At 60.4% G+C, this 26,471-nt stretch carries 14 protein-coding genes and 1 tRNA gene; 5 read left to right on the plus strand and 10 right to left on the minus strand.

Annotation, left to right across the window (positions count from 1 at the left end; all coding sequences use genetic code 11):
• Nucleotides 1-120: 120 nt before the first annotated feature.
• Nucleotides 121-699: a hypothetical protein gene (locus ACILSO_RS03710; RefSeq protein WP_395736018.1), complete on the plus strand. Its 579-nt coding sequence runs from the start codon at nt 121-123 to the stop codon at nt 697-699.
• A 10-nt stretch (nt 700-709) separates the two neighbouring features.
• On the opposite strand, the gene ACILSO_RS03715 is transcribed toward ACILSO_RS03710, so the two are convergent.
• From ACILSO_RS03715 to ACILSO_RS03745, 7 genes are all read right to left on the minus strand, one after another.
• A complete protein-coding gene (locus ACILSO_RS03715; protein WP_395736019.1) occupies nt 710-3,400 on the minus strand; it encodes a DUF1592 domain-containing protein in 2,691 nt (896 codons plus the stop codon).
• Nucleotides 3,400-3,540 carry a hypothetical protein gene (locus ACILSO_RS03720; protein ID WP_395736020.1) on the minus strand — a complete coding sequence of 47 codons (141 nt, stop codon included), beginning with the start codon at nt 3,538-3,540 and terminating at the stop codon, nt 3,400-3,402. Before ACILSO_RS03720 ends, ACILSO_RS03715 begins: the two co-directional genes overlap by 1 nt.
• Before the next feature lie 418 nt (nt 3,541-3,958).
• Entirely contained in the window at nt 3,959-4,921 is a 963-nt protein-coding gene (locus tag ACILSO_RS03725) for a hypothetical protein (protein WP_395736021.1), read from the minus strand.
• A gap of 12 nt (nt 4,922-4,933) precedes the next feature.
• The gene (locus ACILSO_RS03730; protein WP_395736022.1) at nt 4,934-6,190 is read right to left on the minus strand and encodes a hypothetical protein; all 1,257 of its coding nucleotides are present in this window, start codon (nt 6,188-6,190) and stop codon (nt 4,934-4,936) included.
• A 19-nt stretch (nt 6,191-6,209) separates the two neighbouring features.
• Nucleotides 6,210-10,055, minus strand: a complete 3,846-nt coding sequence (locus ACILSO_RS03735; protein ID WP_395736023.1) for a hypothetical protein — start codon at nt 10,053-10,055, stop codon at nt 6,210-6,212.
• A gap of 68 nt (nt 10,056-10,123) precedes the next feature.
• Nucleotides 10,124-11,482, minus strand: a complete 1,359-nt coding sequence (locus ACILSO_RS03740) for a DUF1552 domain-containing protein (protein WP_395736024.1) — start codon at nt 11,480-11,482, stop codon at nt 10,124-10,126.
• 15 nt (nt 11,483-11,497) lie between these two features.
• Nucleotides 11,498-13,939 carry a DUF1592 domain-containing protein gene (locus ACILSO_RS03745; protein WP_395736025.1) on the minus strand — a complete coding sequence of 814 codons (2,442 nt, stop codon included), beginning with the start codon at nt 13,937-13,939 and terminating at the stop codon, nt 11,498-11,500.
• 176 nt (nt 13,940-14,115) lie between these two features.
• On the opposite strand from ACILSO_RS03745, the gene ACILSO_RS03750 reads away from it, so the two are divergent.
• The gene (locus tag ACILSO_RS03750; protein WP_395736026.1) at nt 14,116-19,980 is read left to right on the plus strand and encodes an alpha-2-macroglobulin; all 5,865 of its coding nucleotides are present in this window, start codon (nt 14,116-14,118) and stop codon (nt 19,978-19,980) included.
• Between the two features lie 5 nt (nt 19,981-19,985).
• Nucleotides 19,986-22,307: a penicillin-binding protein 1C gene (gene pbpC / locus ACILSO_RS03755; RefSeq protein WP_395736027.1), complete on the plus strand. Its 2,322-nt coding sequence runs from the start codon at nt 19,986-19,988 to the stop codon at nt 22,305-22,307.
• Between the two features lie 7 nt (nt 22,308-22,314).
• Here the strand turns inward: pbpC and ACILSO_RS03760 are convergent, their stop codons facing one another.
• Entirely contained in the window at nt 22,315-22,830 is a 516-nt protein-coding gene (locus ACILSO_RS03760; protein WP_395736028.1) for a methylated-DNA--[protein]-cysteine S-methyltransferase, read from the minus strand.
• Nucleotides 22,831-22,960: 130 nt separating this feature from the next.
• Here ACILSO_RS03760 and ACILSO_RS03765 point away from each other — a divergent pair, with 130 nt between their 5' ends.
• Nucleotides 22,961-24,415 (plus strand): AlkA N-terminal domain-containing protein, encoded by a 1,455-nt coding sequence (locus ACILSO_RS03765; protein WP_395736029.1) that lies wholly within the window; start codon nt 22,961-22,963, stop codon nt 24,413-24,415.
• On the opposite strand, the gene ACILSO_RS03770 is transcribed toward ACILSO_RS03765, so the two are convergent.
• Both ACILSO_RS03770 and ACILSO_RS03775 read right to left on the minus strand, forming a co-directional pair.
• Complete coding sequence (locus tag ACILSO_RS03770; RefSeq protein ID WP_395736030.1) at nt 24,416-25,366, minus strand: glycosyl hydrolase; 951 nt, start codon at nt 25,364-25,366, stop codon at nt 24,416-24,418.
• A gap of 34 nt (nt 25,367-25,400) precedes the next feature.
• Nucleotides 25,401-25,487 (minus strand) — tRNA-Ser (locus tag ACILSO_RS03775).
• A gap of 120 nt (nt 25,488-25,607) precedes the next feature.
• Between ACILSO_RS03775 and lpxA the strand changes: the two genes are divergently transcribed.
• Nucleotides 25,608-26,399, plus strand: coding sequence for an acyl-ACP--UDP-N-acetylglucosamine O-acyltransferase (gene lpxA, locus ACILSO_RS03780; RefSeq protein ID WP_395736031.1), 792 nt, complete (start codon nt 25,608-25,610; stop codon nt 26,397-26,399).
• Nucleotides 26,400-26,471 lie beyond the last annotated feature (72 nt).

Here is a 26,471-nt window from a genome sequence, read left to right on the forward strand (position 1 = left end):
GCCGTGCCGCACTGCGGCGGCAGTTTCCTCATTTTACCGAAGCCGAACTGCACCGTCATCTTTCGGAGAGACTTCTGGGACCCGAGCTCGCGACCAAGGTTTATGGCCCGCTGAACGCTCATGGATGACACACTCAAAGCTGCCTTGGCCGCGGCGAATGTTCTCGATGAACTGGGAGTCCGCTGGTTTCTCGGCGGTTCGCTGGCCAGCTCTGTCCATGGCATTCCGCGCGCAACCTTCGACGCAGACATCATGGCGGACCTGCTTCCATCACATGTCCGTCCTTTGATCAAGCTGCTCGGCGATGAATGGTATGCGGACGAAGGCGCCATCATGGATGCGCTCAAGCAGAGGTCGTCATTCAACCTGATCCACTTCGCCACGGCGATGAAGGTGGATGTGTTTGTGCCCAAGGCGCGCCGTTTTGATGGAGGGGAGTTTGCCAGATCTCGCCGGATGCCAGTTGCCGAAGGCAGTAGCATCGAGGCCTCCGTGTGCTGCGCTGAGGACATCGTGGTGGCAAAGCTGGAATGGTATCGTCTTGGCGGCGAAGATTCAGAACGCCAATGGCAGGATGTTTTGGGAGTTCTGAGGCTCAACAGCGAACGCCTCGACACCCAGTTGCTCCACCAGAGTGCGGAGGAAGTCGGCGTCTCCGATTTGCTTCGAAAGGCGCTCGATTTGGCTGGCGTTGGCTGAGTCAGAGTTTTCATTTCGTATGAAATTCCTGGCTCGCCACCAGCGCGTGAATGAACTCACGAACCGCGAGATCCTTTTTCCCGGCCCGCTCCACCATGCCCGCAATCAGCGGCTCATCGCGAAACCCCGGCGGCCTTCCCAGCGCAAACTCCAGCAGCGCCTCGCTGAACCCACGCGCAAACGCATCGGACTTCGAGGCGACAATATCCCTCAGCCCAAAAAAATCCTTGAACGCCGGCCCTTTGTACAGCTCCGCCTTCGCATCAATCGTCCACGTCTTCTTCGTCTTCGCATCCGCCTTGCCATTCGCATCCACCGCCATGTAGCTGTCCTCCGTGCGCCACTGTCCCGCGGCATCAAAGTTCTCCAATCCAAAACCGATGGGATCAATCTTGCGATGGCAGCTCGCACACTGCGGATCTTCCTGATGCGCCAGCAGCCGCTCATGCGTCGTCAGCACCTTGCCCGCCAGCCGCGTGATCGCCGGCACATTCGCAGGCGCAGGAGGTGGCGGATCATGCAGCAGCTTGCGCAGCACCCACGCCCCGCGTTCCACCGGACTCGTGCGCTCGCCATTCCCCCCCATGAAATGAATCGCCGCCATGCCCAGCAGTCCTCCACGTGGCGAATCCTTCGGCAACATCACCTTCTCATACCCGTCCCCCTTCACACCCGGAATCCCATAGTAGTGCGCCAGCACGCGATTGATCATCACATAGTCCGCCTTCAGCAAATCCCGCAGGCTCGCATTCTCCCGCACCACATGCGCGATCGTCTCATGAATCTCCCCCTTCGCCGCGACCTTCGTTCCGCTATCAAAGCGCGGATACATCGTGCGATTCACTTCAAAAAAATCGATGCGATCCAGCCCCAGCCACTGATGTGCGAAAGCCTCGAGAAACTCCGCCGAGCGCGCATCATTCAGCAGCCGCTCCGTCTCCGCCGCCAGCACCTCCGGCTTCATCAGCTCACCCTTCTTGCCCAGCTCCCGCAGCGTCGCATCCGGCGGTGCACTCCATAAAAAATACGACAGTCTCGTCGCCAGTTCCGCTCCCGTCAGCGGCCGGTGCTTCTCATCAGCAATCGGCTCCGCAAGATACAAAAACATCGGCGACGACAGCACCACCGCCAGCGTCTCTTTCAGCGCCACGCTGTGCTTGTCTCCCGCCTTCCGCCGCACCTCATAGAGCTTCACCAGCCGATCCACATAATCCGCCGTCGGTGCCGTCCCACGAAACGCCTCCGTCGCAAACCGCTCCAGCCCCGAGCGCACTTCCGCCACAGCAGGCGCAGGCCCTTTGTCATCCAGCGCAATCCCCAGCGCCGCAATTCCCGGCGGCTTTGCCTTCGCAGCATCCGGCACACGCTCCACCTCGATCCAGTCCACCCACAGCGTCAGCTCAGGCCCGATGCCATTGCGCTTCACCGCCTCCGCCCTCTTGCGCCCGCCTTCCTCATTCGTGTCCCAGCTGCCCTTTTCACGCACAAACAGCAGCCGGTTTTCCCGCGTCATGTTGCTACGCGTCAGCGTCAGCGGGATCTCGATCACCTGCGGCTTCTCAATGCTCGCCGTGATCTCATGCGTCGCCATCACACGCCCCGTTCGCGCATAAATGCCGAAGTCCAGAAAGCGCCTCTCGGCCGGCGCATCCTTCGCCGCTCCCGCACACACGCGCACCACGTAGTTCCCCACCGGCCAGTCAAACGGCACCAGCAGCTCGATGTAGTTCACGTTTAGCTCCGCCGGATGCCGCGTTTGCGTGCCCAGGTAGGCCCCCTTTTCCACCGCAGGCTGCGCCACGTAGTATTGGTGATACTTCAGCCATCCTGCACCCAGCGAGTCATTAGCCAGGTCCGCATCATTCTCGCCCTTCTTGTCAAAGCCAAAGCTCCGTGGATTCGGCGCACCCGGAATCCGCGCCCACTCACGGCGGAAGATGCTCTCATTCTTCGATTCCTTCCGGATCTTCGCCACGATCTCCTTGTTCTCCGGCTTCGCGGCCGCCTCCTCCACCGCCTTCACCCAGTCCTGCGCGCGCTTCTGCGCATCGATCTGGTAGTCCACAAATTTCCGCACCACAGGCGTGGTCGTCTCACCTTCATAGTGCAGCTTCTTCTCCACACCCGTCGCCGCCTGCCACGCAAAGGCCTCCTCCATCGCCTCGCGCCCGATCACCTGATACTGCTCAAATTGATTCGCCGACATGAAAAGATTCGCCCCCACCGTGTCAAATCCACCCCCACCATCCGCAGGCAGGTCCGAGACATTCACATCCACGCCCAGCAGCTCACGCAGCGTGTTCTTGTATTCGCGCCGGTTCAGCCGCCGCATCGTGATCACACCCTTTTGGTCCCCCAGCGTGCGCCGCGCCGCCACCATCACATTCGCCAGATCATCCAGAAAATCCGCCTTCGCCTCCTTCGCCGGCTGCTTCTCGTCCTCCGGCGGCATGTCGCCCGAGTTCATCTGGTTCAGCACCTTCTGCCACTTCTCCGCCGTCTCGAGATCCTTGATCTCAAACGGCAGCTCATCCACCCGGAATTTTCCCTTCTGCTTCTCCGGCCCATGGCAGCTAACGCAGGTCTCTTGAAACAACGCTTTGTGCCTCTGATCCATCACGGCACGCCCCTGGGCCTCGGCGGCGTAAAATGGCGCATGGGCGGAAAGCAGAATGGCAGCAGGCAAAAACAAACGGTTCATCAGGGGGAGAAAACAAACGCATCAGCGCGCACATTGTTCTCCCCGAAGATCGTAAAACCGGACCAGAATTCCACCTCCCCCGCGTTGAATAACTTCCACTGCTGCCCCAGTTCGGATCCAATCCCAGCGTGGATCAGCATGAATGTAGCGCGGCGCCGTCAGACAGCCGAAGGCAGTTTCGACACCGCGTCGAGTCCTTGCTCGGAATCAAAATTCCGAGCTCCATCAAGCTCGCCACATGCTCGTCGCTGCATCTCACGACCAAGAGCAACCAGAGGTTGCCCTCCGATCCACAATCCAGCCACTTCGAGTTCAGCTGCTCGCGAGTGAGGCGCATTCCAGCCCGCACTCAGTGCCTCCCCCCAATGCCTCATCACCCACGCGAAAGCGCCAGCATAGTGGTCCGCTCAGTCCCCTGAGCGGCGCTCCGCTACCCCCACATCTCCGCGCTCCCCACGCCTCCGAATAACAGCAGCCTCACATTCCTGCCCATTCCCTTGCTAAAAACAGCCCCTTCTTCAAAACGGAGTCATTTCAATCACCCACCCTCCAGCAGCCTCACTTCTCCGCCACCCACAGTCTCGCAATTCCCGCCGGCTGAAACTTCTCCGCACTCGCGTCCAGCGCGAGTGTTACCTGCGCCTGACGGCCGTTTTTGCCGAGGCTGGTCACTTTGCCCGTGATGGGCGTTGCGGTGGGTTTGCGATCCACCCCGGCTGGTGCTACTCGCACAGTGCTGCCTCCCTTGAGCCGTTTGATCTGCTCTTCCCCTTCATTAAAAAGCGTCAGCGTGAGCTCCGTGCCTTTGGAAGCATCCACATACCCAGGCGCGCCTTCTTCCAGAATGCGCTTGGAATGCACCGCCTTCTGCTCGGTCTGAAATTTGAGCAGGCTTTCGTCGTCGAGAAAGACTTCCCAGGCCACGCGGGTCTTGCCTTTGCCGATGCCGTGCGTCTTCGTGCGCAGTTTGTCACCCGTCTTGATGTCGCTGAACTTTGCGGGCTGTCCGGCTTTCCAGAAGCGCGTGTCCTTGTCTGTCTCGATCACCACGTTTTTTTCGCGTACGAAGCTCATGTCAAAATTCGCCCACGTGCACGTCATCTTGCCCGCTGCTGCGTCGCTCTGGTCCACATAGAAGTACTCCTTGTGGCCGTTCATCATGTTCATCTCATCCTGGATGTAGGTCAGCCACACCCACTCCTCTTTTTCGTTCACATGCAGGCGGAAGATCGCCCGCTCGCCCACCCTGAAATCCTGCAGATCTCCCAGCGTTGCGTGGTGCAGCAGTTCCGCATACGGCATCACCGTGAAGCTGATCACCTCATCGTTGCTCTCGCTGCGGAACTTCCCGGTGCGCGTGGCCAGGTCCAGGCTGATCAATTCACCCCACGGGCGTCGCATCTTTTCAAAGGGGATGATCACCTTGCCCGGTGTGATCACCGGGATGGGTTTGGCAGGAGCTGTGTCCGCCGCAAAGGCGGTTCCAGACAAAAAGGCGAGCACGGCAAAAATCGTTTTCATGAGGCGGTGAGGTTATTCTTTCCCGAAGTATTCTTCTTCCTTCGGCAGGGCGATGACTTTCCACGTTTCAGGGTAAAAGCGCACGATGCGTTTCGGGCGGTAGCCTTCCAGCATCATGTCCATCTTGATCTTCATTTGTACTCCGCTGCTGCCGGGTTCGGCGGGGACCTTGTTCACTTCGAGCAGGCTGCCCGTTTTGTGGTCATTCACCGGATCATACGTCATGAGCGTCTCGCGCGCGACAGCCAGTCCTCCGCGCGGTTCCACAGGCGGCGGACTTCCGTCTTTCGGCGGCGGGAGATTGGGGTCTTTAATCTTGAGTTCGTCGAAAAGCTTCGCATCCACATTTCCGAAGAACGTCAGCGTGACGAGTTGCTGCTCGTCATCTACCGAGTTCACCCAGGCCGGCAGTCCGCGCTCGCGGATGTAGCTGCGGTGCCGCTCCATCTGGTTCGCCGTGACGAGTGCGCGTGCTTTTTCATCCAGCCAGATGTCCGTGATGCGCCCCGGGCCATACAGAGTCACCCAGGTCAGGTTAAACAGCACGCTCTGCCCCGGCTGCAGCGCCTTCAGGTCCGCGATGCCATTGCCCGCGAACACGCGTGTGCTTGCCATCAAATCAAACAGCTTCGGCTGGCCTGAGGGCTTTCCCTTGTCCTGCAGCGTGGCCGTTAGTTTCTTCGTCGTAACATCCACGCTGTCGATTTTCCACAGCTGCTGCTGCCGTGCATGATAGGAGAACTCATCCTCGATGCGCAGGCATCGGCGAAACTCCCACTCCGGCGTTTTGCGTTTGTACCACGTGTCCGGCAGCGGCGTCTTGTCCTCCGGGTCAGTGAGGTAGAACAATCCGTGCAAGTGCGTTCCCAGCGGGATGTCCTGCAGCGCCGCGGGTGCCCCGACATACCAGATGGCACCAAACGGCAGCATCGTGGCGTCCAGCGGCAGATCCCAGATTCCGCGCTCCTGGCTGTCATTGCGGTCGATCCGGATCTGAAAGCGGCGTTCCAAATGCTCGGTATGGATCAGCTCGCCTGAGGCCGCATGGGCCGAGCCCTCAGGTGGAAACTGGCCCTCCACCAGTTGAAACCACTCAGGCGGATCCCCCGGCTTTCGGTCCTTGGGTGCCTTCCGTTTGTCGCTGGCCTTCACCGGCCCGTCCGCATCCGTGCGGAACTTGGGTTTGTCTTCGGCATCTAGGGCGGCGCTGGAGAGCAGCAGGCAGGCGGCAAAACGCTGACAGGCAGTTAAAGAAAATGATTTCATCATGAAAAAAAGATTCGGTGCCTCACTTCCGCGTTTCAGGCGGTGTGGCGGAAAATTTCAGCGACCACAGCACCTCGGGTGCCGCATCCACCGCCAGGCCGATCTGATTGGAACCCCAGATTTGGTCGTAGCGCAGCAGCACCTTGTTCCATCCGGCCTGCAATGCCACGGGCTGAGTCGCATCCAGGGAGTGATGCAGGTCCTTGGCACTCTGCCCCTTGGGATGGATGGACGGCAGCGGCTGCCCATTGACCCAGACTCGCACCGCATGATGACCATGATGCTCATCCAGCGCCTTCAGGTGGATGTTCACTGCCCGTGGCGACTGTACCCACGTGATGAGATACGCGCTGCCCTCATCCTCGTAGCCTTTCCAGCCGATGGCCGGGTCAAACGCCACGATGTCTCCGCTGATGCTCGCAGGCTTCCATTTCAGCGTGCGCGCGGCCTTGCGGGTCTGCGTTTGTTCGCCGGAGATGCTGGCTCCGAGATCAATGACTTGCTCGGGCGGGAAAGCGGTGGCCGCCAGCGTCCGTGTGATCTCAGGGCGATCCTCCAGATGCTTGAGCTGTGGCAGCTTGGCAAAGCCGAACGGACCGATGACACTCCAGGCCCGCACCGGCAGACGGCTCATCGGAGCAAAACTGGCCTGCGACCATGAGCCCGGATACAGCCGCGCTTCGGTCGGCTCATCATAGGTCTCGCGCGTGGCGGACCCGTCGGCATTCGCCCACCAGATCCGGTTATGTCCGCCAAAGGTGGCGTCGAAATTCACCTGCGTTCGGAGTTCTTTATCAAACTCTGGCAGCATGGGCACACTGGCCCTTGGGATCGCTGCGGCGATGACGAAGCCCTCGCCATCGGCATCCATTGCATGACCGAGTGTGGCGGAGGAAAGCAGCCCCACATGCTCAAACGCAGCCGCACCACCCGCAGGAGTCTGATAAGTCAGCGGGCTGGGCTTGCCTGCGCCGCCCCACTTCGGCAGCATCGCCAGCGCCACCGGCCGCACCTGACCGTTGTCCTTGAACAGACCAAAGACAAAACGCGCATCTCCCGCACGGCCGTTGCCTCCTTTTGCGGGCTTCGCCTGGGTGTCCCCCTGAATGTAAAAGCTCAACGTGTCGGCTTCGCGATCATGCGTAAACAGTCGCTCGGCGGGTTCGAGCGGCTTGGCATCAAACTTCCGCCCAAGCCGGACGTGCCAGCGGAGATAAAGATGCTTTGGATCAAAACCGCAGCGCACCTCCACGGTCTGCTTGGCATCCGCGGCAAAGGCCACCGGCTCGCACACCTCCCAGCCGGACATCGAGCCGTCCAGCGCCGGCCCGCCTCCCGGCAGCGGAGCAAACTGCGCCACGCGCGCCGTCGTGCCTCCGTTGCGCTGCTTCCTCACCGCCAGCGCAAACTCCGGCGCACTGGCGATCTGCGCCGCAGCGATGCTCACACTCTTCTGCACACTCTCCAGCCGCCGCACAGGATTCCCCTTGGTGGTCCACCCTTCTGCTTCAAACAGCACCGGCGTCGTTTTGCCCAGCGCGAGACACACCTTGCCATTGTCCGCATTGGCAAACGCATAGCCCGTGAAAAATTCGCCCGGTAGATTGTACGGCCCCTTGGTCTTGCCGCCCGTCTTGCGTTCATCAGGAAACAGCGTCTCCACATACAGTCCGTCCTCAGTATAGAGCACCATGCCCATGCGTGACTGATCCACCTGCGTGATGAGTCCGCCGATGGGAGCCATGACGTGGATGGAGCCATACACTTCGCCCTCCTCTGCCGTGCCGTGCAGCGCCACCCTGCCGACGCGCCACTTCAGCTCGTAGCCTCCCTTGCCATCGGGCACATAACGGGAGAGCTTCTGCTGCGCCCCAAAGTTGGCTCCCAAGTCCGGGCCCCGCGCATTCACATAAAAGCCGTCTGCCATCGATCCCGCGACCATCGCCCAGGCTGAAGAAAAACGATCCCCAATCTCATTGCCACCAAACGTCGCAGTAGTCGTCCCCTGTTTCCGTGCATCAAGCACCGGATCGGTGAGCAGCTTCTTCCACCCATCCGCCGCATAGACCGGATTGCCATGCTTGTCGAAAGACTCGGGCGCCAGCCGCCACACATCGGCGCTGCCCTCCTGAATCGCGATGAGTGAAAAGTCTTCAAGCCATGAGTCTCCCCAATAGCGCGGATTCATCGGCGGCGTGGTCAGGTGCGGCTGGTATTCACTGTCCTGCACCTGCCCATCCCCATTCTCATCATGCCACACATAGCGTTTCCGCTCTTTCCCTTCGCCCTCGGTCAGAATCGCAGCCGAGGCCAGCCAGCGATCACCCGCCTCGCGATAAATAAAATTTCCCCGCGACCACGCCAGGTAGCGCGTGTCCCCACGATAAAACAGGCGCGGAAAGCCGAAGTGGCGGTTCTCAAATCGTCCGCTGCACACATCCGGATACACCGCCTCTGGCCGCCACTCGCCCGTCTGGTAGTCCACATGCAGGCGCATCAGCCAGCCGCCATGCCCCTGAATGTAAAACTGGTCCGGATGCCGTGGGTCCACCGCATAGCCCGCATTCGCATACGTCTGCACACTCAGCCACTCCCGCATCAGACTCCCATCCTCCGCATTCCACTCACTCACACGATTCAATCCCTGACGCTCAATCACCACTAGGCGGTCATGCCCCTCCGCATCACGCCAGCAGGAAAGCTTCTCCGGAGACATGAACGACTGCGCATCATAGCTCCCTGACCGCTGCTTCTCCAGCTTCCCAAAAACAAGCAGCGGCTTCCCGCCAGATGAAAACTGCAGCACCTTGTTCGCCCTGGCATCCGCAAGATAGATGCGCCCATGGCTGTCCACTTCCAGATCGTCTGGCGTAACACCGGCCGGCACTTGCAACACACGTTCCAAAGCACCTTCCGGCAGTCCCGCCTTCAGCTTGACCGCACTGACCGCAAAGCCATCGCCATCCTTGTGCAGTACCCACAGCCGGTCCCCCCATCGTGCCACGACTCCCAGAGGTCCGTTCACCGGCACCGATGCCAGCTGTGCCGCAGTATCACCATCCAGCACCAGGATCCGGTTCATCATCTCCTTCGTGCTCTCCTCGGGGTGATACCATCGCTTCTCATCCCGCACCAGCCGTCCCCGTTCCGCCAGATACACAAACGATTGGTTTGTCCCCCGCCACGCTGCCATCGCCGTGACATGCCCCTCCTGCACATGCACCCCTTTCCGAAACCGTCCGTCCGCCTTGCCAAACTTTTTGCCGTCCGTGCGAAAAACAAAACCTTCATTCTCACTGCACCAGGAAGTGACCCCATCTGTGGCCACCGCCTTGCCCCCTGCCGCGCCACCCGAATTGTAGCCCGGCGTCGCCTGATCGTAGTTGATCGGCTTCTTGAAATCCGCCGTGTAAAAATTCCGCGCGTTCTCCAGATATTGGTAGCAGAACACCGCCATACCATCGGCGCCCACATCCACATCCCCAATCGGGCTGTTCACCGGATCCCCCACCACAATCGGTGCCTTCGCCTCCCCCGGCAGCGCCCGCCACGCCTCCGCACTCGTGATGTATCGCGGAGTGATGGAATGATAAGCCCCATCCACCGGCCACTGGCTCGCTGGCATGTAGATCCCCTTCAACCCATAAGTCCCCGGAGGCACCGGCATGAAGTTGTCATCCAGCCCGTCCCAAGTTTCCGAAAACTTGCCCCCATTCTCCACCGTCACCGTACGCACCACCCCCGCCGCAAACTGGCTGATGATCCAGTCCGGCTTCTTCTCATCCACTATCGCTAGCGTGACCCGGTAGGTCTGCGGCAGCGGACTCGTGGTCGGAAGTTGATAACTGACATCCACTCCCGCGAGCAAAAGTTGCGGAATCAGACACACAACTAGGGTACTCCGGCGCAGAAAAAATCGTCTCATTCGCCCCCTTTTTAGATGATCTGCGAGATCGCCCCCACGCTGTCCTGAAACGTGTCCACCTTCACATCCACACGCTGCAGCATGGTCAGCAGCAGGTTGCTCACCCGTGCGTCCCCATCCACCGGCCGCGAGCAGATCTTATAATGCTCAGTTGCATTGGAAACATCATACTTTCCGATCTTCGGCAGATTGAAGTCAACATGCTTTCCATGCTTGTAGCCCAGTGCTTTACCGCCTGCGAGAATGGTGGGGAGGTTGGCATTTCCATGGCTGTGTCCATACGCCATGCCGCTACCCCAAAGCACCTGAGTGGTATCCAGCAGACTGTTATTCTCCTCCTTGAGCTCCTTGAGCTGATCCAGGAAATAGCTGAGCTGACCGATAAGGAAGGTGTCCGTCTCCGTCAGGCGGCGCAGCTGCTCGGGGTCGCCGTTATGATGGGAGAGGCCGTGGCGTGTCTGCAGAATGCCGATCTCAGGAATGCCGCTGGCATTGCCCTCGCCGCCGATGCCGCATGTAATGACGCGAGTGGAATCCGTGCGCAAAGCCATGACCATCAGGTCATAGAAGAGACGGTAATACTCACCGGCCTCGGCCATGCTGAGCTTGCGCTGGAGGCGTGCAGCCTCGGCAGCGGGAACGGCGGGCTTGGGAACGTTCAGCCATTCGTCGGCGCGGCGGGTGCGCTCCTCCACCTGGCGCACGGCGGTGAGGTATTCATCGAGCTTGCTGCGGTCGGCGCTGCCGAGCTTGCCGTTCACGCGCTTGGCGTCGTCTGCCACGAGATCGAGGATGCTGCTACGGCGGCTGAGGCGGCGGCGGATGGTTTCCTTGCTGTCCTTTTCGACGCCGAAGAGCTGGTTGAAAATCTGCTGGGTGTTGCGCTCTGCCGGAAGCTGGATGCCATCTTTGGACCAGGCGAGAGAGGTGCCTTCGATGGCCATTTCGAGCGAGGAAAAGCGCGTCGCATTGCCCTGTACTTCGGCGATGAGCTGGTCGGCGGAAACGGTGTTGCGGAAGGCGCCGCCATCGCCGGGGACATTGGCGCCGGTGAGCCAGACTTTCTCGCAATTGTGATGCTTGCCGATCACCATGGGGTGGTGCAGACCGCTGATGGGCGTGATGTCGGCTCGATGCTTTTCAAGTGGCATCAGGGGCTTGGTGAATTCGTAATCCGCACCGGCCTTGTCGATCTGCCAGGTCAGGGTGTTCACACCGTTCGGGATGTAGAGGAACACACTGCGCTTGGGCTGCGAGGGCGCTGGCAGTGCACCCATGGATTCGAGCAGGGGCAGGGAAATCGTAGCGCCAAGGCCGCGCAGCATCTGACGGCGGCTCATGCGCCAGCGGTTGAGGTTAAGATTGCTCATAGGTGTGTGTTGCTGTTAGCGCTTCTGGAACAGGTTAGAACAAACGAAGGCCTCGACGATGTCTCTCAGGCGGTAGTCCTTTGCCTTGCTGGTGGCTGCGATGGCTTTCAGGTCTTCACGATCATCAAAGGACATGCTGCGGCGCAGGCCGTAGGTGGCGAGCTTCTCGATGAAGGTGGCGTTGAAGGCGTCGAGGTCTGAGAGGAGCAGTTTTTTGAAGTCATCAGCGGTCTGGTATTCGCGACCATCTGGCAGCTTGCCTGAAGCTTTGACCTTTGGGTTGGTGCCGGTGCCATCGGTGACCTCTTCGGTGCGCCAGCGGCCTATGGCATCGTAGTTTTCAAACGCGAGTCCCAGCGGATCGATCTTGGCGTGGCAGGAGGCGCAGTTCGCGTCGTGGATATGCGCTTCGAGCTTCTCACGCAGCGTGGCTTTGGGCGCAGCCGGATTGGTGGCGATGGGATCGACGTTTGCAGGCGGCGGGGGAGGGGATTTGCCAAAGATGGACTCCATGACCCACACACCGCGGTGGACGGGGCGATGGCGCACGCCGTCGGAGGTGAGCGAGAGGATTGAGGCCTGGGTTAGCAGTCCGCCGCGATGACTGTCAGCAGGCAGCGACACGCGCTGGAATTCAGCGCCCGATGCAGCGGTCTCGGGCAAGCCGTAAAACTGCGCGAGGAGCGGGTTCATCATGCTCCAGTCGGAGTGGAGCAGGTCGCGCAAGGTGTGGCCGCCCTGTAAAACCTCATGGAAGAATGCTTTGGTTTCTCCCATCATGCTGGATTCCAGCGCCTTGTCGTAGTCGGGGTAGAGCTTCTTGTCGGGCTGGAACATGCCCACTTTGCGCAGGCGCAGCCACTGGGTGGCGAAGGAGTCAGTGAAGCGGACGGAGCGTGCGTCTGCCAGCAGGCGGACCACCTGCTTTGAGAGCGTGGCCTTGTCATGCAGCTTTCCTTGCTCAGCCAGCGCAGCCAGTTCTGCGTCGGGCGTGGTGTTCCAGAGCAGGTAGGAGAGACGAGATGCGATCTCCCAATCATTGAGCGTGTTGCGTGCCGCGTTTTCGTCGCCCTCGGCAAGGAAAACAAAGCTCTTGGAGCAGAGGATGGAAAGCATGCCCGCCTTGACTGCGTCGCGGAATTTTTCTTTGGCCGCGAGTTCGGCCTTCACGATGCTCATGTAGCCATCGAGTTCTTCGTCGGTGATCGGGCGGCGGAAAGCTCGGCGTGCCAATGTGGCGAGGCACTCGCGCACCTGCTCCATGTTGCCCTCTTCCTGCGGCATGTAGTCATTCCGCAGCTTCTTTTCGGCATCGCTGACGAGCGGGCCGCGCCATGAGATGGAGTCCATGATGAGGAAGGGATAGCGGGGCTTTCCCTGCTCATCGGTGAGCTTCATCTGCCAGGGGATGCGGCCCATTTTGGTGCTGATAAACGGGGTGTCTCCATGGCGGCCTGAGCGTGGCAGGTTGGACGGACCGGGCACGTCATTATAGACTTCGATGTTCGGGCGGCCTTTGGGCAGATGCGCACGGAAGGTCACCGTGATTGGTTTGTCCTCAGGGGCGACGATGTCCTGCTCAAACAAGACGCGGTCCAGCTTTGCCTCGTACACTTTGATGCGCGGCGCACGGCCTTTGTCAGGCTTCAATCCGCTGAGCGTGTAGCTGATCTCATACACGCCGGCTTCGGGCAGCGGGTCTTTGAGCAAGGAGTAGCGGAAGATGTCTCCCGGCCACATGTCATAGCGCACTTTGTCCAGCAGGCCCAGCTCAAGCAGGCGCTCGCGATGTCGTTCGCTGATCTGCTCTTCATAGAGGACGGGCTTCGAGCCGCCGAACGGAACCACCGGTTTGGCGTTCTTCGCGGGAGGTGTGATGTCGGGGTAGGCCTCGTTCAAAACAGTCTCCGCCGCGGCAAGGTATTTCTCGATGTTGGATGGTGAGAGCGTGAGCACGGAGCCGATGCGCTCAAAGCCATGCCACTCAGGATCTTCCAGAAACGCGCCGGGATCCTTGGCGTCGTATTCCACGCCGAGAAGGTCGCGGATGGTGTTGACGTACTCGTCCCGAGTGAGGCGGTTGTAGCTCACCTTCGCACGTGAGGCCATGCGTGCGTGCTCGCCCTCTTTCATTCTTGCGGCGATCCATTCCACGACCTGCGCGGAGGCTGCTGCTTCGGGGCGCTTCTTCTCCTTCTTCGGCGGCATCTCGCCCGAATTGATGCGCTCCATGATCTCCAGCCACTGCGGCGTGTTTTCGAAGCCGACTTTGGGAGACAGGGTGTCCATGCGGAAGTCACCTTTCTGCACATCGGCGTCGTGGCACTTCAGGCAATGTTCTTCAAAATAGGACTGCACCCTGGGGTCAAGACTTGCGGCAGGCGCGGCCAGTCCAGAGCCGCAAAAAGCGGGCAGCAGGGCGGTGGCAAGGCATGGGAGCAGGTGGCGGGCTGGCATCGGATTTTCATACGGTGCGGCATGTCAATTCATGCAGTCCCCCCGAACTATCGGGGGGCGGAAACCGAGGCAGTCGCGGACAGAATCAAGGGATTAAAAATCATTTTTTGCCATAAGATTCCCCGAGCGCGGGAAAACCGGAGGATTAATCTCCACCTACAAATCTCTCCCTTTTTATGTCCGATTTTTCCGGTTCGTGGGTGCAGCGCCTGATGCGCGCATTGTTTGGGCAATTTCATTATCAGCCGCCGCCCTGGCTGCCGCGCTTTGCCCGTGCGGCGGATGATCATGTGCGACGGCATCCAGGCTGTTATGCCTTCGCCATTGTTTTCGCAGGCGCGATGTGCCTGATCGTGCCGCAGGTGCGTCACTATCTTGACGCGCACCGGCCACGACCTCAGGTGCGGCTGGAAGTGCGGCAGGTCACAGGCGTGCTGGTGATGCCTGAGCTCACTCAAATCATCAAAGAGAAGCCGCAACCGCAGCCGATGAAGGTGGCGTTCAATGCATCCCTGGCACGGCTGGATGCTGTTGGGAAGGCGGCCACTGGTGTCACTCTCTCTCCTGAACATCCCGGGACTTGGAAATGGACTTCTGACAAGCTGCTGGAGTTCACGCCAGCGAAGGACTGGCCTTCGGGGCAGGAATTCACTGTAAAGCTTGATCCGTCACAGCTGCCCAAAGAAGTGGCTTTGAAAGAGGCAAGCTGGAAGGGGACGACAGCGCCGCTGGTGCTCTCCGTTTCCAGCTCAGAGTTTGAGATCGATCCGCGCGATCCATCGCTGCAAAATGTTGTGGTGGGTTTCACCTCGACTCATCCTTTGGCCAAGGCACAGGTGGAGCAACTGGTGTCACTGGAGGTGGTGGGAGGCGCCAAAATTTTCGACTGGAAAGGAAAACAGCCCGACACGCTCTTCACGGTCACGGAAGGGAAATTCCAGCGCGAGTTCTGGATCCGCACGGCGCGCATCCAGGTGCCGGAGAAGGAGGACTATGTGAAGGTGACGCTGCACAAGGAAATTACCAGCACGGTTGGTGGCAGATCTCTGACTGCGGATCTCGTCTCAAAGGTGCGCGTGCCGGATGTGGACAGCGGTTTCAAGATCACCGAGACAAGCACGGACATCCTGAAGACAGAGGATGGCGAGCCTGAGCAGTTTCTCTTCATCAACACGGAAGGCTATGCAACGACGGAGAGCCTGATGAAGCATCTGGGTGTGTGGCAGGAGCCGGTCGGCTTTCAGATCGTGGATGTCAGCGGCCGCCGCGTCCATCCGGGCGTGAACGATGTGACGGAGGATATGCTGAAGAAGTTCGCCCCAGTGGCGCTCAAGCCGGTCGAACTGGAGCTGAGTGATGATCACCCGGCGACGACGCGGCATGCGTTCAAGTTTCTCACGGAAAAGCAGGGGCGTCTGTTTGTGCGTGTCACGAAGGGAGTCGAGGCTCTCGGCGGTTTCCGGCTCAGCCGGGAGGTGCGCACCTTTGCCTATCCTCCACGTTTTCCAAAGGAGGTGCAGCTGCTGGGGAAGGGGGGCATTCTGGCTCTCAATGGCGAGCGTAAGCTCTCGCTGCAATCGCGCGGCGTGCCTTTTCTGCGCGTGAACATGGCGCGGGTGCCGGCGCGGCAGGTGAACCACCTGGTGGTGATGACGGAGGGCGACTTTGCCAATCCCTACTTCACCATGTATGACCGTTTTGACGAATCAAACATCGCTCACTTCATGCGCCGTGTGCAGCCGGTGGCGATGAAGAACGAGTTTCAGGCCTGCTATTCGGTGATCGACTTCGCCAGTGCACTGCAAGCTCCAGATGCTGCAGATCCGGATGTATCGCGCGGTTTGTTTCTGCTCACAGCGGACGGAGTGGAACCCGTTTCTGGAGGCAAAAAGAGCATGGAGGGAGATGACGTGGAGGATGACTGGCGGGTAATGGATCAGGCGACGACGAAGCGCTTCGTCCTCGTCACCGATCTGGGCCTGATGGTGAAAAAGAATGCGGACGGCTCGCGCGATGTGTTTGTGCAAAGCATCCAGAGCGGTGACCCGGTGAATGGAGCTGTGATCACTGTGCTGGCCAAGAACGGCGAGTATCTGCTGCAGCAGACCACGGCCGACGGGCATGTGCTCCTGCCAGATGTGGCCAAGTTTCAGAGGGAAAAGCGGCCCGTGGCCATTGTGGCCACGCTGGGCAATGACCTGTCCTTTCTGCCGTTTGATCGTCCGGACCGCCTGCTCGACTTTTCACGTTTCGACATTGGCGGTGTGATGGCCTCGGAGAAGGAGGCGCTGGAGGCCTTTGTGTTTACCGAGCGCGGCGTGTATCGGCCGGGGGATGACATTCACCTGGGCGCGGTGCTGAAGCGCCGTGACTGGAGCGCCGGACTGGCGGGGCTGCCGCTGGAGATGGACCTTGTGAGCGCGAAGGACGAGGTGATCGACACGCAGAAGATCGTGCTGTCCGGAGACGGTTTCATGGAGGTCAAGATGAAGACGGATGAGACCGATCCAACGGGACGCTATATCGCGCGGCTGTATTTGATCCGAGGCGTCAATGACCGTCTCCGGCTTGGGCAGACGACCTTCAAGGTGGAGGACTTCCAGCCGGATCGCATGAAGATCGATGTGACGCTCACCGGTAGTGAACTCGCCGGGTGGCTGCAGCCGCGCGATATCAAAGCGGATGTCTCGCTGCAAACTTTGTTTGGTTTTCCGGCTGCCAAGCGTGTGCTGAAAGCGCGGATGGAACTGAGCCCGGGTTCATTCGCGTTCTCGCAGTTCCCGGATTTCATCTTCCACAATCGTCTGCCGGAGGCGGAGGACACGGAAGAGACTGAGGCGGGGCAGAAGATCAATCTCGGCGAAAAGACGACGGACGACACCGGTGCGGCGCAGTTTGATCTGGCACTCGAGCGTTTTGACAAAAGCTGCTTTCAGGTGAGCCTGCTTATCGAGGGATTTGAAGCTGATGGCGGGCGCAGTGTTCGCAGCGGGAAAAATTTCCTGGTGGCCGCGCTGCCTTATGTGATCGGTTACAAGCCGGATGCGAAGCTTGACTACCTGGGCAAGGACACGGTGGCCAATGTGCGCTTCATGGCCGTGGGGCCGGACTTGAAACCTTTTGCACCGAAGGATCTCATGGCGCGGCTGATTCAGATCAAGCATGTGTCTGTACTGACGAAGCAGGAGAGCGGCAGCTATGCGTATGTCTCCACGCAGAGGGAGTCCATGATGACGGAGACGCGGTTTGCGCTGCCGGTTGAAGGCGGCATTTATGCGCTGCCAACGAATGCGTCCGGTGGGTTCCGTCTGGAACTGCGTGATGCAGAAAACAATGTGGTCTGTGCCACGCCATTCACTGTGGTGGGCAAGGGAGACCTGGATCGCAGCATGGAGCGCGATGCGGAACTGGGCATCAAACTGGCGAAGGGTGCGTGGAATAGCGGTGAGTCGCTGGAAGCGAGCCTGAGCGCGACTTACACGGGGGCGGGACTCATTACCATTGAGCGTGAGCGTGTGTTGGGGTGGCAGTGGTTCAAGGCGGGCACGACGGCCAGCGTGCAGCACATCACGGTGCCGAATGACATTGAAGGCTCGGCGTATGTGAACGCGTCCTTTGTGCGTGCGCTGGACTCGAAGGAAATTTTCACCTCGCCGCTGAGCTATGCGGTGGAGCACTTCATTGCGAATCCGGACAAGCGGCGAATTGAAGTGAAGATCGATACGCCGGAAAAGGTGAAACCGGGGGACGTGATGAAGATTGGATTCTCGGCGGCGAAGCCTTGCAGGATCGTGGTCTATGCGGTGGATGCGGGCATTCACCAGATCAGCGATTACAAACTGCCGGATCCGCTGGCGCATCTGAGCCGCAAACGTGCAATGGAAGTGGAGACGGAGCAGTTGATGGATTTGATCCTGCCGGAGTTTTCGCTCATCGCGCAAAACAAGGCCTACGGGGGAGATGCGGACAAGCCGCTGCGGCTGAACTTGAATCCGTTTAAACGGCGCAAGGAACCGCCGGTGGTGTTCTGGTCGGGCCTGATCGCCGCGGGGCCTGAGCGGCAGGAAGTCAGCTACACAGTGCCGGATTATTTTGCCGGGAAGCTCAACGTCATGGCGGTGGCTGTGGCCGAGGATGCGGTGGGCCGCGCGGAGACCAGCAGCATCGTGCGCGGGCCGCTGGTGCTGACGCCGAATGTGCCGTTCTTTGCCGCGCCGGGAGATGAATTCATCGCGTCGCTCACGGTGGCGAACAATCTCGAAGGCTCGGAGGCGAATGCGCCGATCAGTGTTGTGGCGCAGGTGACGCCACACCTTGAAGTGATCGAATCGCCGAAGGGTGCGATCAACGTGGCCACAGGCAAGGAGGACACGGTGCGTTTCCGGGTGAAGGTGAAGGATGAACTTGGCGGCGCAGAGATCGCCTTCAAAGCGGAAGCCGCCGGGCAGGTTGTGCTGAGACGGGCGACGCTGAGTGTGCGGCCTGCTGCGCCGTACATCACGAATGTGCAGAGCGGGTACTTCCGCGAGAATGCGCATGACGTGAAGGTCACACGGGAGATGTATCCGCAGTATCGGAAGCTGAATGCTAATGTATCTGCGCTGCCTCTGGGACTTGCGCGTGGACTGGAGTCTTATCTGCACAAGTATCCGTATGGATGCTCCGAACAGATCACCAGCCGCGCTGTTGCACGGCTGCTGCTGGCGAAGGAGGTGGATTTTGGTTTTGATGCCGCGGAGTCCGCGCAGCAGCTGGACGGGGCCTTTGCGCTGTTGCGCAGCCGCCAGCATTCGAACGGTGGATTTGGCTACTGGGATTCGGATGCACTCACGGGCATGGATTATCTCTCCGTCTATGTGACACGGTTCCTGACAGAGGCGCGGGATGCGGGCCATGCGGTGCCTTCCGCGTTGCTGGAGGGTGCGCGCAATCGCATGAAGCAGATGGCGCGGCAGCCGGTGGGCAGCCTGGACGATGCGGCGATCCAGGCGGCGGCGATCTATTTGCTCACGCGTCATGGCGAAAACACCTCCACGTATGTGCTGAACCTGCGTGACAATCTGCGGCAGAAACATCAGGAGGCGTGGCGCGGGCATCTCACGGCGGCGTATCTGGCGGGAACGTATGCGCTGCTGCAGAAGCGTCCGGAGGCGGTGGTGCTGATGCAGGATTACTGGGCTGCCGTGCGCAAAGGCCAAGGGCAGGCACCCCTGAGGTGGCATGGCTGGTACTATGGAGATCCGCAGGTGAGCCAGGCGGAAGGCTTTGCAGTGGCCTGCAAACACTTCCCGGAACTGGCGGGGAACTTTGGTTATGATGATCTGTCTGTGATCACCGAGCCGCTGGCGCGCAACCGATTCAACACCATCAGCGCCGCCACGACGATCCTGGCGCTGAAGGCCTACTCCGACCTCGCGAAGCAGTCGGGCGTGAAGGTGTCATTGAGCGAACTGGCGCGGGCAGGTGGTCCGCCAAGCGTGCTGGTGGCGGAGACGACGGGTCTGATCCAGAGCGACTTCAGCGCCCAGGCTGGAAGCTTGCGCTTCGGTCTTGCACAGGAAGGCGGGCGTGATCTTGGCGCCTTCTATCAGGTGACTGAGGCAGGCTTTGACACCGGTGTGCCGACTCAACGCATCGCCGATGGTTTGGAAGTGTTTCGTGAGATTTTGGGAGCGGATGGCAAGGCGGTGGAAAAACTCAAGGTGGGTGAAGGCGCGCTGGTGCGGCTGAGTGTGCGCAATGTGTCTCCCGATGCGCTTAGCAACATTGCTGTGCTCGATTTGATGCCCGGCAGCTTTGAGCTGGAACCGAACGGGCTCAAGCCCGGGCGCGGCACGATCCCGGGCGCGGATTACGTGGATGTGCGCGAAGATCGCAATGTGTTCTTCTGCGGGCTGGGCAAGGGCGAGGTGAAGACCTTTTCGTACCGCATCAAACCGATTGCCGTAGGCAGTTATGCGATCCCGCCGGTGTTTGCCGAAAGCATGTATGACCGTGGCACCAAGGGACGCGATGGCGGTGGCAAAGTGAACGTGGAGTGACGGTCATGCGCCTGCTTCATCGCCTGCAGCGAATGCGCCTCCTGCGCTGGTCGGGAGAGGCATTGCTGCTGCTGGCGCTGATCTGGCTGCTGCTGCCGCAGCCGGAGTTATACCCGACGGAGTTTCGATTTTCACGCACGCTGGAGGATCGCAATGGCAGGCTGTTGCATCTGGCGCTGACGCCGGACGGGAAGTATCGGCGCTATGTGCCGCTGACGGAAATCAGCCCGGCATTGACCGAGGCGACGCTTACGCTGGAGGACCGCCATTTTTATGATCATCCCGGGGTGAATCCGCTTTCGATGCTGCGTGCGGCATGGGGCGTGGTCTCTGGCTCGACGCGAGGCGGTGGCTCCACGATCACGATGCAGCTCGCAAGGCTGCGCTATGATCTGCACACCCGCACGCCGTGGGGCAAGGCATGGCAGATGCTGCGTGCGGTGCAGTTTGAAAAACATTATTCGAAGGACGCCATTTTTGAGGCCTATCTCAACCAGGCGCCCTATGGCGGGAATGTGGAAGGAGTGGGGGCGGCGAGCCTGCTGTGGTGTGGGAAGCCGGCACGTGAGCTGACGATGCGGGAAGCGGTGACGCTCTCTGTGCTGCCGCAAAGTCCGACGACGCGGCGGCCGAGTGCGACGGGTGACAATGCGCGTCTGGCCGCGGCACAGCATCGGCTGTGGGAACGCCTGCGCGTGGAGAGGGGCCTGCCTGCTGATCCGCTGGATGCTGCTTTCACGCTGCGGCAGCTGCAGCCGGTGCCACGTGAGGCGCCGCATCTGGCGCGGCGACTGTTTGCCGAGAAGCCGGTGGAAGACCGCGCGGGGTCCGGGACGCCGCTGCGCTGCTCTTTGGATGGCAACCGGCAGCGTGGTGTGGAGGAGGCGCTCAATGATTATGTGGAGCGCAAGCGTGAGGTGGGAATCACCAATGCGTGCGCGCTGCTGGTGCATGCTCCGTCGCGGGAGGTGCTGGCCTATGTGGGATCCAGCCGGTTTCTTGACAGCTCGATTCAGGGACAGGTGGACGGAGTGCTGGCGCGGCGCTCGCCGGGATCGGCACTGAAGCCATTCATCTATGCGCTGGCGATGGAGCAGGGGCTGATCCATCCGCACACGCTGCTGCGGGATGGGCGCATGGCCTTCGGCAGCTACAATCCGGAGAATTTTGACCGCAACTTTGCGGGGCCGATTTCCGCGCAGGATGCGCTGTATCACAGCCGCAACATTCCGGCGGTGTCGCTGGCGCAGCGGCTGGATGCGCCGGGCTTGTACGGATTTCTCAAGGAGGCTGGCGTGGCTCTGCCGCAGCCTGCGGAATTTTACGGGCTGTCATTGCCGCTCGGTGGTGGTGAAGTCTCGATGGAGGAACTGGCGGAACTCTACGCGCTGCTGGCGAGCGATGGCGGCGCGAGGCGGCTGAGTTATTTCAAAACGGAGCCGAGTGCCTCCGCGGCCAAGCCCCTGCTCACTGCTGAGTCGCGATATCTGACGCGGGAGATGCTGCGCACGCGAGAAGGCGAGGCGGTGATGGATGATCCGGCGGTGACGTGGAAGACGGGGACCTCGCATGGCTTTCGTGATGCCTGGGCGGCAGGGATGCGCGGCGAGTATGTGCTGGTGGTGTGGATTGGTAATTTCAATGGCAAGGCCAATCCGGCCTTCATCGCGCGCGAGTGCGCGGCACCGCTGCTGTTTGAAACGTTTCGACATCTGCGGCTGCCGATGAAGCGTGAGGCACCGCCTGCGGGAGTTGCGCAGGTGGAGCTGTGCGCGGTGTCGGGGCAACTGCCCACGCCGCATTGCCTGCATCGCGTGCAGGGCGGGTTCATTCCTGGCGTCTCGCCGATCACACCGTGTGAGATTCATCGGGAGGTTTTGATGGATGCGGACACGGGGCTGCGAGTGGCGCGTGATGATGGCAGGCGTGGCCTGAAGCGTGAGGTGTTTGAGTTTTGGCCGCCGGATCTGCTGGAGATGTTCAAGCTTGCGGGAGTGCCGCGCAAAACGCCGCCGCCACTGAAGGCGAGCGCTGAATCTCTCACCGCGGCAGACATGGGCGCAGTGCCGAAAATTGTGTCTCCGCGAGCGGCGCTGGTTTACACCCTGCAAGCATCCGATGCGGCGCGGCAGACGATCCCGCTGCGCGCGGATACAGCGCCAGGAGTGAGCCGCGTTTTCTGGTTTGCCGGAGCACGGTTTCTAGGTGCCAGCGATCCCGCCACACCGGTGATGTGGACGGCAGCCGCCGGAAAATGGCGGGTGCATGTGCTGGATGATCAGGGGCGCAGCTCGGCGGTGGAGGTGCGGGTGGAAATGGTGCCGTGATGGCCCATTATTCCAGCGCCAGTTCCCTGCCTTCCAGCTTCAACAAAAACGCCTTTGCCTCCATGCCTCCCGCAAAGCCGGTGAGCTTGCCGTTTGAACCGATGACGCGATGGCATGGGGCGATGATGGAGATGGGGTTTTTGCCATTGGCGGCACCCACGGCACGCACTGCGGTGGGGTTGCCGATCTGCTCGGCGATCTGCGCGTAGCTGCGCGTTTGGCCGAATGGGATGGTGAGCAAGGCGGCCCAAACTTGCTTCTGAAATTCAGTGCCGGCGAAGTCCAGCTTCAGCACAAATTTTTCGAGCCGACCTGCAAAGTAGTCTCGCAGCTGCCGCTCTGCCTCGAGCAGCACGGGATGCTGCTTGTTTTCATGCAGCGGCCCAAGGCGAACGCGCTTCGGATCATCGTCTTCCCACAGCACCGCCGCCAGTCCATGGTCATTGGCCACCAGTGTGAGCGTGCCGACAGGTGAGGGCATGGTTTTGTAAAAGTAGGTCAAAGAGGTGGTGCTGGCTTTCATGGGGTAAATCATGGCCCTTCTGGACTGGCACGCTGGCCGTTTTCGGACATGAAGTTTATTTTAACTTCATGTCCGAAAACGGCCAGCCGTATCAGTGGAATGGAAGCAACATGCCGCATCTCCAAACACCATGAATCTCATTGATGACGATGCTGCCTACAGCGCCCTGAAATCCCGCGATCCACGCTTTGACGGCGTGTTTTACGTGGGCGTCACTTCCACGGGCGTTTACTGCCGTCCCATCTGCCCGGTTAAAATTCCCAAGCGCGAGAACTGCCAGTTTTATCCCAATGCCGGCGCAGCCGAAAAGGCATCCTTCCGTCCCTGCTTGCGCTGTCGTCCCGAGCTGGCACCGGGCCACGCGCCGGTGGATCAGGCCCACCGTTTAGCGGATCTCATTGTGCACCGCATGGATGAAGGGCTCGCGGATGATGGCGCGGGACTGGAAGAGATTGCGGCGCAGTTTCATCTCAGCTCGCGCCAGTTGCGGCGCATTGTGCAGCAGGAGCTTGGTGTTTCGCCCATTGAGCTGATTCAGACGCGACGTCTGCTTTTGGCGAAGCAACTTCTCACCGATACCAAGCTGCCCGTCATTGATGTAGCCTTTGCCAGTGGGTTCTCCAGCCTGCGCCGATTCAATGACGCTTTCAGCACTCATTATCGCATGCCGCCTACGCGCCTGCGTAAAGAAGCTGCGGCACATCTGGCCAAGCTTCACGCCACTGATACCTCCACGCTGCAACTGGGCTATCGTCCGCCTTACGATTGGGAGGCCATGCTGCAGTTCCTCGCGGGACGTGCGATTCGTGAGGTCGAATTCGTTTCGGGCGGCACGTATTCGCGCACGGTGCGGCTTGGTGACCACACGGGTTGGATCAAGGTGTCCAACGCGCCTGCCAAGAACGCGCTGCAGGTGGAGTTCACCCACTCGCTCGCTCCTGTTCTGCCTGCGCTGCTTGGCCGCCTGCGCAATGTGTTCGACCTCTCCGCGCGTCCTGATGTCATCGCTGCGCACCTGATGCAGGACCCGCGGTTGAAACCTGCCGTTTTGCAAAAGCCCGGGCTTCGAGTGCCCGGCGCGTTCGATGGCTTCGAGATGGCGGTGCGTGCCATCCTCGGGCAGCAGATCACGGTGCAGGCGGCCACGAAGATTGCCTGCCGGTATGCTGAGGCCTTTGGTGAAAAAATCGAAACGCCGTTTCCTGAGCTGAGTCGTCTCTCGCCCCTGGCCGCGAAGGTCACGCGCTCCACGGTCGAGGGCATCGCCAGTCTTGGTATCATTCGCACTCGGGCTGCGTGTATTCTCGCGATGGCAGAGGCCATCCGTTCTGGTGCTCTTCATCTGGAGCCGGGTGCCAATCCCGAGGCGACCATCGCTCAACTCGTGACCTTCCCGGGGATTGGGCCTTGGACGGCTCACTACATCGCCATGCGTGCGCTGCGCTGGCCGGATGCTTTTCCGAAGGAAGACATCGCGGTGCGGAACAAGTTGGGCGGAGTCACCGCGAAGCAGGCAGAGGAGATGTCACAGGCATGGCGGCCGTGGCGCAGCTATGCAGTGCTGCATGTGTGGAACAGCCTGTGACTATTTGGCTTTCCCAAACGCTGTCTTGAACGCCTGCGTGGTCGCCGGCCATTCCTTCTCGCGTTGGTGCAGCTCGCCGGGATAGCCGGCGTTCGACTCCCAGTAGGTGTGAGACCGCACGTCGTTCGCTTTCAGGAAAGCTGCCATCGATTCGACGAAGGAGGCTGCGTCGGGACCCCACACGCCCCACTCGTCGATCTGGAAGGGTTTTTTGTGAGCTTTGGCAAAGGCGAGCATGCCGGTGAGGTTCCATTCATTGTAGCCGTAGGGACTGACGCGCTTTTCCCAGGCTTCCTTGGGATCGTTGGTCTCCCAGCCTTCGCCACCCATGACCTTCGGCTTCCAGTACACATCCTGGCCCACGAGGTCCACGTAGTCGTCTCCGGGCCACATGGGGCGGGGATCGCTGGCGCCTTCGGTGGTGGAAAAGCAGAAGCGGAACCGCGCTCCACCCGGCACGCTGCGGAAGACACCATGGAAGCGTTTCCAAGATTCGATGAAGTCCGGGATTTGCGAGGCCTTGGATCCGCCCACGCCCCAGGCGAACCAATCGCCGTTCATTTCGTGGCTCGGGCGAATCACGATTTCGTAGTCGCCTGGATTGTTTTCCAGGATGGAACCTGCCAGGCACTTCCAGTGTTCGTCATAGGCGCCCGTCTTCGCCTCTGCATAGCTGGCCCCGTTGATGATGATGGGCACATCATAGACCAGCCGGCGGTCGCCACGCTGTCCATACACGGTCTGGCTCAGCCAGCTGGCATAGCGGTAGTTCTCCCACTTTTGAAAATCCACGGTGCAGAGAATGACGTCCACCTTGCGGCCCAGCCAGGTTTCGAAATCCAGCACGCGCTGCATGGAGTTCTCTCCATGGACGCCGAGGAGCGGCTCGGCGGAAGCTGAAACAGAAAGCAGGGAGGCGAGAGCGGCGAAGAAAGCGGAGCGTAGGAGCATGAGGGGGCGCTGATCTTGTGCGGAAGCGTCAGCGCGGAGAGGGTGGGATTCGAACCCACGGTGGGGATAAACCCACGCCAGTTTTCAAGACTGGAGCCATAAACCACTCGACCACCTCTCCTGGTGCTGCGTTGCGGAATCGGGACCATAGGCAATGGGATGCAGCCTGCCAAGAGGAAGTTTTGCGGGAGCTGCAAGTCTGGATTGATCCCTGACGGGGTGGCATCCATGGTCATCGGAAATGATTCACCCAACCGCCCTGATCGATCCGAGCGCCCAAATCGACCCGACGGCCGAAATCGGCCCGTATGTGATCATCGAGGGCCCCAGCGAGATTGGCGCGGGATGCAAGATCGAGGCGCATGCGCAGCTGGTGGGGCATGTGGTGGTGGGGGAGGGGACCAAAATCGGACGTGGGGCGGTGATTGGTGCCGAACCTCAGGACCTGGGATTTGATCCCGCCACGCAGAGCAGTGTCATTTTGGGCAAGAAAAATGTGATCCGCGAGCATGTGACGATTCACCGCGGCAGCAAGCCGGGGGCTGCGACCCGCATCGGTGATGGTAATTTTCTTATGGTGGGCTGCCACCTGGCGCACGATGTGGTGCTGGGAGACAAAAACATCCTCGCCAATTCCGTCCTGCTGGCCGGCCATGTCCACCTGGGGAACGGGGCCTTTTTGGGCGGCGGTTCCGTGGTGCATCAGTTTCTACGCATTGGCGATTTTTGTCTGATGCAGGGAAACAGCAGTTTCAGCAAGGACCTGCCGCATTACTGTGCCGGCAGCCGCATCAACCGCATGACGGGCTTGAACGTGATCGGCCTGCGGAGGCAGGGTTTCACCGCTGAGGACCGGGCGTCGGTCAAAGAGCTGTTTCAGCTGCTGTTCTGCAGCGGGCTGAACCGGTCCCAAGCCCTGCAGGAAGCGGGCGGCAGGGAGTGGTCCGAAAAGGCACGGCGGATGCTGGAATTTGTGCAGGCACCGAGCAAAAAAGGGGTGTGTTCCGTGCGTCGCGGTACGGAGGACGATTGAGGCGAAAAAACTCCGGCTTTTTCTTGTCACCGCGATCCCAGTAGCCTATTTAGGGGACTCTCATCTTCCTGC

Origin of the sequence: Prosthecobacter sp., from assembly GCF_044226605.1 — a bacterium.
Taxonomy (GTDB): domain Bacteria; phylum Verrucomicrobiota; class Verrucomicrobiia; order Verrucomicrobiales; family Verrucomicrobiaceae; genus Prosthecobacter.